This window comes from Amycolatopsis sp. TRM77291 (assembly GCF_054166285.1).
This window is the reverse complement of the sequence record NZ_JBSZHF010000001.1, coordinates 3537510-3550023: the sequence shown is the minus strand read 5'-3', so window position 1 is coordinate 3550023 and position 12514 is coordinate 3537510. Positions and strand designations below refer to the sequence as shown.

Genomic DNA, 12514 nt, shown 5'->3' with positions numbered 1-12514 from the left:
GACTGCAGCGCATCCTATATTGGCGGCGTTGCGCTATGTTGCGCAACAAACGCTAACGCTTTCGCCCGAAGGAGTCGTCGATGGTCAAGGTCCTGCTAGCCGGGGAGTCGTGGGTCAGTGCGACGATCGACCACAAGGGATACGACCCGTTCGCGCACACGCAGGTGGAGATCGGGTGCGAGCGGCTGCTGGCGGCGCTGGCGGCGGAAGGGGTCGAGGTGACTCACCTGCGTTCGCACGACGTGGCCGAGAAGTTCCCGCAGACGCTGGAGGAACTCGGCGCCTACGACGTCGTCCTGCTCTCCGACGTCGGCTCCAACACGCTGCTGCTATCCGGACACCTTCACCCGCGGCCGTCCGACACCCAACCGGCTCAAGCTGCTGCGAGAATGGGTCACGAACGGTGGCGGCCTGATGATGGCCGGCGGCTACCTGAGCTTCCAGGGCTTCGAGGGCAAGGCCAACTACCACCGGACCCCGATCGAGGAGATCCTCCCGGTCGACATCGACCCGTACGACGACCGCGTCGAGACGCCGGAGGGCGTCCGTGCCCGCGTCGTGCGGGCCGACCACCCCGTGGTCGCCGGCCTCGACCAGGAGTGGCCGATCCTGCTGGGCTACCAGCACACCACGCTGAAACCGGACGCGGAGCTGCTCGCCACCGTCGAAGGCGACGTCATGCTGGCCACGCGTCAGGTCGGCCGCGGCCGCACGCTCGCGTTCACCTCGGACATCTCCCCGCACTGGGCTCCGGAGGAGTTCATGGACTGGGACGGCTACCGCAAACTCTTCGCGCAGGCGATGACCTGGCTCGCCGGCCGCGAAAACTCCAGCCGCGCGCACTCGGGATCAAGGAGGATTCGATGAGTACGTCACCCACCGGCCGCGCGGCCTCGGTCGTCGTCCTGACGATCGCGACCGTCTTCGCCGGAATGCTCGGCCCGTTGCAGTCACTCGTCAACGGACATCTCGGCACCGCGCTCGCCGACGGGCACGCCGCCGCCCTGGTGTCCTTCGGCACCGGCCTGGTGCTGATGCTGATCATCGTGCTGGCGCGGGCCAGGACACGCGACGCGTTCTTCCGGCTGCCCGGTCAGCTGGTGCGCGGGGAGATCCCGCGGTGGAACTTCTTCGCCGGCCTGTGCGGTGCGGTGATCGTGCTTTCCGAAGGTGTCACGGTGGGTTTCCTCGGGGTCGCGATCTTCCAGACTTCGCTGATCTCCGGCATGGTCATCTCCGGCGTGGTGTGCGACCGCCTGGGCATCGGCGTCCCGTTCAAGCAGGCGATGAGCGCGCCCCGTGTGGCCGGGGCGATCCTCGCCATCTGCGCCACGGTGCTGGTGGTGTCCCCGAACTGGTCGGCCCCGCACATGATCGCGCTGGCGATCATGCCGTTCGTCGGCGGCCTGCTCGCCGGCTGGCAGCCCGCGGGCAACTCCGAGGTCGGCCTGCTGTCCGGCTCGATGTTCGTTTCCATCACCTGGAACTTCCTCATCGGCTTCGTGGCGCTCGGCCTCGTGTACGTGGTGCGCATGGTGGTCTCAGGCGCGCATTTCGCGTTGCCGGGTACCTGGTGGATGTACTTCGGCGGGCCGCTCGGCCTCCTGTCGATCGCGTTGATGGCCTTGCTGGTGCGTGGTCTCGGGCTCCTGTTGCTGGGGCTGGCCTCCACAGCCGGTCAGCTCATCGGGTCGCTGCTGCTCGAAGTCGTCGCTCCCGCGGCGGGTTCCAGCCTGCACCTGGTCACCGTCATCGGCGCGGTCGTGGCGCTGGCGGCCGCGGCGATCGCGATGATCCCGTCCCGGCACACGGCCGAACCGGTGGTCCTCGCCCAGCCCGCCGAGGTGCGCCGTGGCTGAGGTGCGCGGTGTCCTCGGCGCGGTCGACGCGGCGGACCTCGGGCTGGTGCTGCCCCACGAGCACCTCTTCAACGATCTGTCCTCCGCGGTCGCCGAGCCCGCCTATGCCTCCACGCGGCGGCTCGCCGAGGCGGAAGTGGGGCCGGGCTGGCAGTTCCTCCTCCGTCAGGATCCCTACTGCTGCGCCGACAACGTGGCGGCGAAGGACCGGGCGAGCGTCGTGCGCGAGGTGACCGCGTTCGCCGCGGCGGGCGGCGGCACGGTGGTCGACGCGACCGGAAGCGCGGCGATCGGCCGGGATCCGCTCGCCTTGGCGGCGGTCGCCGAGTCCACCGGGGTCACCATCGTCATGGGCACCGGTGCGTATCTGGAGAAGTTCGAGGGGGAGCGCATCACCGCGGTCGCCGTCGACGCGCAGACCGAGCGCATCCTCGCCGAACTGGACGAGGGTGTCGGCGAGACGGGGATCCGGGCAGGGGTCATCGGCGAGGTCGGTGTTTCGCCGCTTTTCACCGACGGGGAACGGGCCTCCTTGCGGGCCGCCGCGCTCGCGCAGGCGGCGCGGCCGACCGTGGGGCTGAACATCCACATGCCGGGCTGGCAGCGCCGCGGGCACGAAGTGCTCGACCTCGTGCTGGACGAATGCGGTGCGCTTCCGGCGAAAGTGGCGCTGGCGCACAGCGATCCGTCCGGCGAAGACCCGGGATATCAGCGGGAGCTTCTCGAACGCGGTGTGCTGCTGGAGTTCGACATGATCGGCCTCGACATCTCGTTTCCCGGTGAAGGCGTCGCCCCGACGGTTTCCCAGACCGCTCGCGCCGTGGCCCGGTGGGTGAACGAGGGCTTCGGTGACCAGATCATGCTGTCGCACGACCTGTTCCTGAAGCAGATGTGGACGCGCAACGGCGGGAACGGGCTCGTGTTCGTGCCGACGGTCTTCGCCGATCTGCTCGAAGCCGAAGGTGTCGCGGCCGAAGCCGTCGCCCGGCTGATGCGAGACGTTCCCGCCCGATGGCTGACCGCATGAGCCGCGCGATAGCGGTGGTCGCGTCGCTCAACGTCGATCACATCGTCCAGGCGCCGCGCATCCCGGAGCCGGGGGAGACCCTGATGGGGTTTTCGGCGAGCCGGGAGCTGGGCGGCAAGGGCGGCAACCAAGCGGTCGCCGCCGCCCGGCTCGGCGCGGAAGTGGCCGTGATCGGCTGCGTCGGCCAGGACGAGGACGGCGACGAGTATCTGGAAGCCCTGCGCGCCGAGGGTGCCGACGTGACCAACGTGCGCAGGTCCGCGTCGCCCACCGGCCGGGCGGCGATCACCGTCGACGCGGAGGGCGTCAACTCGATCGTCGTCGTGTCCGGGGCGAATGGCGACATCCCAGCGGAGGCGGCCGAAGCGGCGATCTTCGAACTGCCGGGGCTTAGGGTCGTCGCGGGCCAGTTGGAGGCGGCACCCGAAGCGACGGAACGCGCTTTCGCGGCCGCTCGCTCACGGGGCGTGCTGACCGTGCTCAACACCGCGCCCGCCGACGACGTCGCCGGGAAACTGGTGCCGCTGAGCGATGTCGTGGTGTCGAACGAAATCGAGTTCCGGCAGCTCACCGGTCAGGATCCGTTCGACGACGACGGTTTGCGGCGCGGCGGTGCCGGACTGTTCGCCGCGGGATGCCGGTGGGTGATCGTGACGCTGGGCGCCGAAGGATGCGCCGTCCTCGACGCGTCGTCGTCCACGCGCGTCCCGGCCGTCCCCGTACGGGCCGTGGACACCACCGCCGCGGGAGATTCGTTCGTCGGAGCGCTCGCCGCCCGGCTCGCGGAAGTTCCCGGTGAGCCGGCGACCGCGGACGTGGTGGCGGCTTGCCGTTTCGCGGCGAGGGTGGCCGCTGTCGTCGTGACGCGGCACGGAGCGCACCCTTCTTTGCCGCTTTTGGCCGAGGTGCAGGCATTCGGGCGGTGAGCCGGATGAGTATGCGCTGATCCAGCGCTCGGTCTCCGGCATACTCGCGGGATGGCGGAACAGCTTTCGCTCACCGACTATCAACGGGGCCTGCGGGCAAGGATTCTGGCCGCGCCGGCGGGGGCGGCACCTCCGCCGTGGCGTCCGGCCGGCCGCCACGTGGCCGCTGTCGGCGGGTTGCTAGGTGTCGGGTTCGCCGCTGATCCCGGCACTGGTCGCGACCTGCTGTTGGTGGAATCCACGAACGGGCTCGGGCTGTTCGACACCGTCACCGGTGAGCGGCTGGCCCGCGACCCCGATCCGGATCAGCCGGAGGGCAACGACTTGACGTGCCAAGGGATCGGGCTGATCGCGGGGCGTCGCGTGCCGATGGCCGGGCTGGACGGCGGCGGCCTGCACACCGGCACCACGGGGTGGTCGGTGCATGTCGCCGCCCCGGACTGGCCGCACGAACGGGTGCTGTTGTCCAGAGGGAATCCGTACACCGGTGGGGCGCACGGCGAGACCTGGTGGCATATCTTCCATTCGCGCCACTCCGAACTGCGTGCGGCCGGGTTCTCCCCGTCCGGGGCGACGCTGGTCGTGGCGACCAGCAGCGACGTCAACCTCTGGACCAGGGCTTGACCCAGACCGGTTCTCAGGGGCGCGATCGAAAGCGTTCGCGCTCTGTTCCCCGGCGGGATCGCCGAGAAGTTCTGGGCCTGGACGGATCACGACGGCGATCTCGGTCTACTGGCTCACCGCGTCGGCACGCTCGAGGAACTGCCGCGCGGTGGCCACTTCGCCGACCCCTCGGTGCCCGGGCGCGTCCGTTCGCCGCACCGTCTTGGGGCGAACGGATCAACATCGACCGCCCACGAAGACGGTTGCGTTTGGACAGTGCCGGGCAGGGGAATCAGGGTCTCGCCGTAATCCGTTCTACGCGAGGAGTCTCCGGGTGGCGTCGTTCAAGGTGAAACCCTCCAAACCTGTCGCCGTGTTCGGAGCGGTCGGTGGGATGGCGGTGCTGGTGTTCGTTCTGGTCAGCGGAATCGGCCGCGGGAACGGCTTCGTCTGGTTGTGGGCGGCCCTCTGCGTCGGGGTGGTGGGGTTCAACCTGTGGGCGGCGTTCAGCAAACGAGGCGCCACCGAAGTCGTCGAACGCAGCGCCACGGACCGGTCTTGACCGGGCTGACGCGGCCGGGCGGTGCGATCCTGACGGTATGACGAGCAGGGCAGGGCCTCGACGAGAACTGGAGCGGATCCTGGAGAACGCCGGGCCGGATGCGGTTCATGCCCGGACGGCGCTGGGAACCGGGCCGGTGCCCGATCGGTTGCGGGCGGCGATCCTCGCCTTGGCCTTCGCGCGAGGCGAAGGCGGCAGCTGCTGCCCTTCCGACGCGGCCCGGGCGCTCGCGGACGAGTGGCGTCCGTTGCTGCCGCGGGCTCGGGAACTGGCGCGCGAGCTCGCGCGGGCGGGTGAGGTGCGGTTGACCCAGGGCGGCCGGTCGCTCGACCCGGACGGGGAGTGGGCGGGACCCATCAGGATCCGGCCGGCCGGGGACGCGAATGGCTGAGCCGGACCGCACCCCCGACGGGCGTTTCGTCGTGATCGGCGGCCGGCGCTGGCGCGCGACCGATCCGGAGATACCGGAGGAGACGGCGGCCCGGTTGCGCGGCCTGCTGATGCGGGCTCGCCGGGACGTCGGCGCGGCCCGGCGCGCTCAGGATCCCGAAGCCGAGCGGCAGGCCCGGGCGCGGGTGCACATCGCCAAGGTCGCCTTGGGGGAGCGTGGAACTCCGTGGTGGGAGCAGGAACCCGCGGAGCGCCGGCAGCGGTGGCAGCGCGGCCTCGACCTCTTGAGCTGAAGCCCGTCGTCCGCCTGCTCGACAAAGACCAGGACGGCGGCCGTTCAGCCCGCGGCGAGCCCGGTAGGCCGACTCCGTTCCCCGCCGACGTACTTCGAAGCGGCCAGCCGGTTCAACAGGCCGATCCGTCCTCGGTTGGGGACCGAACGAATCGGGTGACCGGCGAGACCCCAATGCCCGAGAAGGGTGTTGGCCGCGGCCCATCCGGTGGCGGCCGCGCGCTCCATGAGGGCGACCGGCAGGTCGATCCGGATGCCGTCGCCCGCGAGCGCGAGGAGCGGGTCGGGGGTCCGCACGGCAGGCCGCCGGGCGAAGTCGCCGACTCCGAACAGCGGGCAATCGTCGCGCCACAACGTGCTTTCCCCGGCCACCCGCGCGTCCCGGGTCTCCGGGTAGATCTCGTGGAGCCGTTGTTCGAGGGCTTTCTCCAATCCGCTTTGATCCGCGGTGGCGGCCGCGTAGGCGTGCAGCTCGACGACGGAGCCGCCGGTGCGTGCCGCCCAGCGCCGTGCTTCGCCTTCGTACCGGTCGAGCAGGCTGATGTTGTCCAGCGGCGGGACGCTGCCGGTGCCGAGGAAAGGCGGGCGTCCTCCGTCGACCGGACGGTCGAGCCAGAGCCGCCGGACGAGGAAGGGCGGGGCGGTGCGCAGTTCACCGATCGCGCGCCGCCAGGACTCGGTCGCGATATCCGGGGATGCGGTGACGAGGTCGCGCAGCCCGGTGATGTCGCAGGCGAGCACCACCCCGTCGAAACCCTCCGTGCGGCCACCGGTCTCGACTTCGAAACCGTCCGGCGTCCGGCCGAGGGCGGTGACCGCCGCGCCGGTGCGGATGTCGACGCGGCGCCCGGCGAGGTAGCTCGCGAGCGGATCCCAGAGTGCCTGCGGGAACGGCTCGGTCGGCACGTCGAAGACGAGTCCTTCGCTGGAACCGAGGAAATAGAGATGGAACATGGCCGCCAGTTCCGCGGCGGACAGGTCCCGCGGGTCGGCGAAGAAGCTGCGCGAGAACACCTCGAACGCGAGATGCCGTGCGGCCGCTGGGAAGTTGATCGCTTCGAGGAAGGTCGACGCGTCGATGTGATCGAGCCGGTGATAGGTCTCGGGCACGCTGACCGTGGCGAGCGGCAAAGCCTCTCGCCCATTGAGCCGCAAGAGGTCCCTGGGGGTGAAAGTCGGGCTCCGCAAGGCGAAGACCGCCGCGTTCCAGATCGGTGTACGGGGGAGCCCGGCGAAGGTGTCGATGCGGCCGTGCGCGTCCAGCAACGGATAGTCGGAGAGCGGGGTGAGCCGCTCCAAATGCGGATCTGTGCGGGTCAGCAAGGTACGCAGGTTGTAGTACTGGCGGAAGAAGGCGTGGAAGCCCCGGCTCATCGTCACCGGAGTGCCGTCCGGCAGCCGCTCCCGCCAGCCGCCGACTCGTCCGCCGAGATGGTCTTCTCGTTCGAAGACGGTGACGGTGACGCCGCGTTCGGCCAGTCCGGTCGCCGCGGTGAGCCCGGCGATGCCGCCGCCCACGACGGCCACCGTGGGGCGCGCGCCGAGCTGCCCGGCGTCGGCGAGGCCTCGCGGCGCCGGATGGGTGACCAGGCGGCGGTCCAGGGGAGGGGTCACGGATTCTCCTCGGGAGCTGTGCCGACGACGGTGTGCACGATGTCGCGTTGCCAGCCGGGGACGGTGGCGGTGTGGACGTCGGTGAAGCCGGCGTCGGTGAGGCGCTGGGCGAGAGAACCGATTCCGTCGAACTCGGCGACGCTGCGGCGAAGATGGCGGTAGAGCGTCGCGTCGCCGGTGACGATCTTCCCGAGAGGGATGATCACGGCCGCGCAGACCGCGTTCCAGACCCAGCGGGCCCGCCGGGAGTCCCGGACCGAGTATTCGTGCACGGCGATCCGGCCGCCCGGGCGCAGCAGGCCACGCAAACGGCGCAACTGGCTCGTGGGGTCGGCGAGGTTGCGCAGGAGATAGGCGGCCAGGATCGCGTCGAACGGACCCTTCACCCCCGCCAGCTCTTCCGCCGGAGTGTGGACGAATTCGACCCCGTCTGGCCAGGTCTTGCTCCGGGCCCGCGCCAGCATTTCGCGGGAGGCGTCGAACGCCGTGATCTTCGCTCCGGGTACCGCCGCGACGAGCGCGGCGGTGGACGCGCCGGTGCCGCAGCCCGCGTCGAGCAAGCGCAGGTGTTTTCCGTCGTACGGCAGATCGAGCCGCTGGGCGGACAGCAGCAGATGCCGGTGATAGCCGGGATTCGCCCGCACCAGACGGTCGTAGAAGCGGGCTTCGGTGTCGAAGGCCGACGGCACGGTGTCGCGCGGCAGGCCGTCTCGCGCCAGGGCGTTCACTGTGCCTCCTCGCGTGGCCGGGACCGTTCCCACAGCAGCAATACGGCGGTCACCAGCGCGTAGCCGAAGAGGAAGTCCTCGACCGGGATGTCCCAGGGGAAGCGCCAGCCGGTGACGTGCTCGGGCGCGTAGAGGACGATCGGCGCGGACAACTTCGTCAGCCAGCCGTCGACGGGGATCTGGAAGCCGAAGACGATGGCCATCGTGATCCAGTAGGCGGGTTTCCGGAACAGCCCGGTCTTCAGCACGACGACCTCGGCGAGCACGACCACGACCACCGCGACGACGGCCGGAACGGTGTAACCCCAGGGGATCACCGGCGGACCGCCCGTCCGCCGCGGCGCCGGGCCACGGTGAGCGAAAGCTGGACCATCTCGTAGGTGAGCAGGCCGCAGATCGGGATGACGACGAAGAACAGGATCTCCTCCAGCGGGATGGCGAACGGGGCGTGGACGCCGGTCATGAATTCCGGTGCGTAGCCCCACACCCCGGCGGCGATCGCCAGCGCGTCCCAGACCAGGAAGACCAGCGCCACCGGGAGCAGGGCGCGGGCGAGCCGTTTCGGTTGCCGGTAGACGCGGGCGCCCGCCATTTCCAGCGGCAGGGTCACCAGGACACAGGCCGCGAGGACGATCAGGTACTCGAATTTGCCCACTCAGCTCACCGCCGCGGGGGGAGCGGGCGCCGGATGCCGCCTGCGGGCCCACTGGGAACGAGCGAGTGCGCCACAGGCGACCCCGAGCCGCCGGCGGCGTGTCACCTTCGCCCGGCGGGCGAACACGTCGTGGCCCGCGTCCTCGATCCGGTCGAGGATCTCCCCGTAGAGGGTCGCGGCGGTGGCGACACAAGGGCGTGAGACCGGATGCAACATCGCGATTCCGGGCCGTGCCTCGGCGTAGATCCGCCTGGTGACCGCGATCTGGTCCCTGATCGCCGCCCGTACCGGTGCGTCGGCCCGGCCGTGCTCGGCGCACCAGGCCAGCCGTTCCCGGTCGACGTCGTGGGCCTTGAGCTCGTCCGCGGGCAGGTAGACCCGCCCTCGCGCGAAATCCTCGGCGACGTCGCGGAGGAAGTTGGTGAGCTGGAACGCCTTGCCCAGCGCGGCCGCTCGCGGGGCGGCCTCCTCGCGGTGGGTCACCGCGCCGAGGATCGGCAGCACCTGCAGACCGATCACCTCGGCCGAGCCGTGCACGTAGACGTCGAGGTCGTCTCGCGTGGCGTAGCCGGTGACGCTCAGATCCATCCGCATCGACGTGAAGAAGGCGCGGAAGAGGTGTTCTTCGAGCTCGTACCTGGCCGCCGTGTCGATCACCGCTCTGAGCAAGGGATCCGCACTCGTGCCCGAGGCCAGATCGGCGAGGAAGCGACCCTCCACTTCGGACAGTCGTGCGGCCAGTGACCGCGGCGTGGCACCGGGATCCGGTTCGTCGACGATGTCGTCCAGCCACCGGGCGAAACCGTAGAGCGCGTGGACCGCGGGCCGCTGTGGCGCGGTCAGCATGCGGGTCGCCAGGAAGTACGTGCGCCCGTGCCGGGCGTTGAGGCCGCGGCACCAGGTATAGGCGGCACGAAGGTGAGGATCGCGGATGCCGGCGGCGTCGAGTTCGCGCTTGGTCATCGGTTCGCCCCCGTGGCCAGATCGAGCACGCGCGCACCGCGCCCCGGTGTCCCGGTGATCCGGTCGGCGGCCAGCCTGCCGGAGATCAGCACGGTCGGGACTCCGACGCCGGGTACCGTCCCGCCGCCGGCGAGGACGACATTTTCGGTACCGCGCGGGAGGTTCCGAGGGCGGAACGGCCCGGTTTGGCCGAACGAGTGCGCGTAGCTGAAGGGTGTCCCGGCGGCCAGGCCGCGGTCCGCCCAATCGGCCGGGCCGATCACCTCGGTGAACTCGGGTTCGAAATCCGGCAGCAAGCGTTCACGGGCCACGGAAAGGATCTCCTCGGCGTAGGGGCCCGCATCGGCGGTCCAGTCCGCCGGGCCACGGTCGAGATTGGGCACCGGCGCGAGGATCGAGAAGAGCTGCCGCCCCGGCGGGGCGAGTCCCGGATCGGTCGCGGTGGGCCGGGTGATCAGCAGGGACGGATCGGTCATGCGGCGTCCGGTGGAAATGAGTTCGTCGAAGGTCGAAGCCCAGCCCTGTCCGAAGGAAATCGTGTGGTGGCCGATGTCCGGATGGTCACCGGGGCCGCCGGTGTGCAGGATCAGCGCGGACGGCGCGGCCCGCAGCCGGACGGGCCGCTTCGGCGTCCGGCCGAGGAGCCGGTAGCTCACGGCCGGTTCGGTCGTCAGCACGACGGCGTCGCACGGGTGGCGTTCGCCGCCGGCGGTGCGGACCGCGCGGATCCGGTCGCCGTCCCGTTCCAGCGCGTTCACGGGGTCGCCGTAGTGGAAGGCGACCCCGTTCGCCGCGGCGACCCTGGCGAGCGCCTCGGGGAGCGCGGCGATACCGCCGGGCGGGAAATACACGCCACCGACGGTGTCCATATAGGAGATCACCGCGTAGAGCGCCAGCGCCCGCATCGGCGACTCGCCCGCGTAGAGGGCTTGGAAGGTGAACACCCGCTTCAGCCGCTCGTCCGACAGGAACGAGCCGATCTTGGGATCCAGCCGCCGGAAACCCCCGAGCGCCACCAGCCGGGCCAGCTCCGGACGGAGCATGCCCAGCGGCGAGTCGATGTTCGAGTCGATGAACCGGGAGAACTCGGTGCGATACAGGCGAGTCAGCCATTCGCGGAGCCTGACGTAACCCGCGGCCTCCGCCGGCCCCGCGAACTCGCGCACGGCCTCCGTCATCGCCGCGGCGTCCGTGTGCACCGGCAGCGTGCTGCCGTCGGCGAAGCGCGCCACGTATGCGGGGTCGAGACGGGACAGCGGCAGTTCGTCGCCCAGTTCGGCACCCACGGCGCCGAAGGTGTCCCGCAGGATCGAAGGCATGGTGAGCACCGTGGGCCCGGTGTCGAGCAGATAGCCTTTGCGCTCCACGCGTCCCGCGAGACCACCCGGGCCGGGATCGCGTTCGAGAACGGTGACCGAGCGTCCCCGGCCCGCCAAGTGCAGCGCCGCCGCGAGTCCCGAGAGCCCCGCTCCCACCACGACGACCCGGTTCGTGGGCCCGGGCACCGTCTTCATTGGTCGCGCTCCGTGCATTTGGTGGCCAGGACGGCCAGCGAATCCACGGCGTGCCGGGGGAACACGGCCGGATCGATCACGGCCTGGGCCTTCTCTGCCCGTTCCCGGATGAGCTCGCCGAGGCGTTCCCGCGCCCCGGTCGCCGTGATCAGGGCGCGCCATCGGGCCACGGCTTCGTCGTCCACCGTCGACGGCGCGAGCAGTTCGCCGAGTTCCGCGCGCTGCCGCCGGTCGGCCATCTCGGCGGCGAGCACCACGACACTGGACGCCTTGCGATCACGGAGGTCCTGGCCCGCGGGCTTGCCGGTGACCGCCGGATCGCCGAAGACGCCGAGCAGATCGTCCCGGAACTGGAACGCCTCACCCACCAGGCCGCCGTATTCGGCGAGCGCGGCCAGGACGTCCGGCCCGCACCCCGCCAGCGCGGCGCCGAATTCGAGCGGCCTGCGGACGGTGTAGTTGCCGGACTTCCGGCGCAGGACGTCGAGCAGTGTCTCCCAGTCCGGGAGTGTCCTGGCGTCGTTCACGAGATCGGCGAGCTGCCCGACCGCCAGTTCCGCGCGCATGAGGTCGTATCGCGGCCAGCCGCGGGCCAGCGCCGCCGCGTCGAGGCCGGATTCCCGGAGCATCCGCTCCGACCAGACCAGGAAGAGATCGCCGGACAGGGTCGCCGCGGATTCCCCGAAGCGGTCGGCGGATCCGCTCCAGCCCTGTTCGGTGTGCCAGCGCGCGAACCGGACGTGCAGCGCCGGGCGGCCGCGGCGCAGCGGTGAGCCGTCCATGACGTCGTCCTGCGCCAGCGCGAAACAGTGGAGCAGTTCCAAACTCGCCGCGGCCCGCAAGGCGGCGTCCGATTCCGGTCCGCCGCATCGCCAGCCCACGTAGGCGAACATCGGGCGAAGGAATTTCCCGCCCGCGACGAACTCCGGGATGGCGGTCTCGGCGAGTTCGCCCTCGCCGTGGCCTGCGAAATGTTCGGCGGCCCGTGCCTCGACGAAACCGTATGCCTCGGCGAGGCAACGTCGGCCAAGGGTGTCCAGCCAGGCGGCCGGCGCCTCTTCCGCCATGATCGACGCCATCCGACCGTCCCTTCCGCAATCCGGTGATTCGATTCGCAACCGTTTCATTGCTGGTGTACCTTGTCTACTGGATCGGGTGACAGGCTCGCAACTCGAGCGGGATCCTCCGGTAGACACCAGAAGCCGGGGTTCCCTCGAGTTCCGGGCTCAAACCGCGGATCGCTCACGAATCGAAGATGACCGCCCAGCGACGGAGGTGGCCAGGACCTCGCCACTCTCCGGGAATCCGGCGTCCCTCCCCTTGAGCCGGGTTCCGGATGCCCGGCGGTGCCTGGCGGATCGGTCCCCTCCCGGTCGCCCTC

The 12514-nt window shown here is 70.6% G+C and carries 14 protein-coding genes and 1 pseudogene; 8 read left to right on the top strand and 7 right to left on the bottom strand.

Annotation, left to right across the window (positions count from 1 at the left end; all coding sequences use genetic code 11):
- Positions 1–80 precede the first annotated feature (80 nt).
- From ACXIZN_RS16495 to ACXIZN_RS16460, 8 genes and pseudogenes are all read left to right on the top strand, one after another.
- Positions 81–867 (top strand): annotated as a pseudogene (locus tag ACXIZN_RS16495) (glutamine amidotransferase).
- Positions 864–1859: a DMT family transporter gene (locus tag ACXIZN_RS16490; RefSeq protein ID WP_457955480.1), complete on the top strand. Its 996-nt coding sequence runs from the start codon at positions 864–866 to the stop codon at positions 1857–1859. The pseudogene ACXIZN_RS16495 and the gene ACXIZN_RS16490 overlap by 4 nt, the downstream one beginning before the upstream one ends.
- Positions 1852–2886, top strand: a complete 1035-nt coding sequence (locus tag ACXIZN_RS16485) for a phosphotriesterase family protein (RefSeq protein ID WP_457955478.1) — start codon at positions 1852–1854, stop codon at positions 2884–2886. Before ACXIZN_RS16490 ends, ACXIZN_RS16485 begins: the two co-directional genes overlap by 8 nt.
- A complete protein-coding gene (locus tag ACXIZN_RS16480) occupies positions 2871–3812 on the top strand; it encodes a ribokinase (protein ID WP_457955477.1) in 942 nt (313 codons plus the stop codon). The genes ACXIZN_RS16485 and ACXIZN_RS16480 overlap by 16 nt, the downstream gene beginning before the upstream one ends.
- Before the next feature lie 51 nt (positions 3813–3863).
- On the top strand, positions 3864–4436 hold the full coding sequence (locus ACXIZN_RS16475; RefSeq protein WP_457955476.1) for a hypothetical protein: 573 nt from the start codon (positions 3864–3866) through the stop codon (positions 4434–4436).
- Positions 4437–4749: 313 nt separating this feature from the next.
- Positions 4750–4977 carry a hypothetical protein gene (locus ACXIZN_RS16470; RefSeq protein WP_457955475.1) on the top strand — a complete coding sequence of 76 codons (228 nt, stop codon included), beginning with the start codon at positions 4750–4752 and terminating at the stop codon, positions 4975–4977.
- A gap of 37 nt (positions 4978–5014) precedes the next feature.
- On the top strand, positions 5015–5368 hold the full coding sequence (locus ACXIZN_RS16465; protein ID WP_457955474.1) for a DUF3253 domain-containing protein: 354 nt from the start codon (positions 5015–5017) through the stop codon (positions 5366–5368).
- A complete protein-coding gene (locus tag ACXIZN_RS16460; protein WP_457955473.1) occupies positions 5361–5660 on the top strand; it encodes a hypothetical protein in 300 nt (99 codons plus the stop codon). The genes ACXIZN_RS16465 and ACXIZN_RS16460 overlap by 8 nt, the downstream gene beginning before the upstream one ends.
- A 44-nt stretch (positions 5661–5704) precedes the next feature.
- On the opposite strand, the gene ACXIZN_RS16455 is transcribed toward ACXIZN_RS16460, so the two are convergent.
- The 7 genes from ACXIZN_RS16455 to ACXIZN_RS16425 are packed head-to-tail and all read right to left on the bottom strand — an operon-like array spanning position 5705 to position 12212.
- Positions 5705–7273 (bottom strand): FAD-dependent oxidoreductase, encoded by a 1569-nt coding sequence (locus ACXIZN_RS16455; RefSeq protein ID WP_457955472.1) that lies wholly within the window; start codon positions 7271–7273, stop codon positions 5705–5707.
- Positions 7270–8001 (bottom strand): class I SAM-dependent methyltransferase, encoded by a 732-nt coding sequence (locus ACXIZN_RS16450; protein WP_457955471.1) that lies wholly within the window; start codon positions 7999–8001, stop codon positions 7270–7272. Before ACXIZN_RS16450 ends, ACXIZN_RS16455 begins: the two co-directional genes overlap by 4 nt.
- Complete coding sequence (locus tag ACXIZN_RS16445; RefSeq protein ID WP_457955470.1) at positions 7998–8318, bottom strand: lycopene cyclase domain-containing protein; 321 nt, start codon at positions 8316–8318, stop codon at positions 7998–8000. The genes ACXIZN_RS16450 and ACXIZN_RS16445 overlap by 4 nt, the downstream gene beginning before the upstream one ends.
- Positions 8315–8656, bottom strand: coding sequence for a lycopene cyclase domain-containing protein (locus ACXIZN_RS16440; protein WP_457955469.1), 342 nt, complete (start codon positions 8654–8656; stop codon positions 8315–8317). Before ACXIZN_RS16440 ends, ACXIZN_RS16445 begins: the two co-directional genes overlap by 4 nt.
- Positions 8657–9619 (bottom strand): phytoene/squalene synthase family protein, encoded by a 963-nt coding sequence (locus ACXIZN_RS16435; protein WP_457955468.1) that lies wholly within the window; start codon positions 9617–9619, stop codon positions 8657–8659. It lies immediately after the preceding gene.
- On the bottom strand, positions 9616–11133 hold the full coding sequence (gene crtI, locus ACXIZN_RS16430; protein WP_457955467.1) for a phytoene desaturase family protein: 1518 nt from the start codon (positions 11131–11133) through the stop codon (positions 9616–9618). The genes ACXIZN_RS16435 and crtI overlap by 4 nt, the downstream gene beginning before the upstream one ends.
- A complete protein-coding gene (locus ACXIZN_RS16425; protein WP_457955466.1) occupies positions 11130–12212 on the bottom strand; it encodes a polyprenyl synthetase family protein in 1083 nt (360 codons plus the stop codon). The genes crtI and ACXIZN_RS16425 overlap by 4 nt, the downstream gene beginning before the upstream one ends.
- Between the last annotated feature and the right edge of the window lie 302 nt (positions 12213–12514).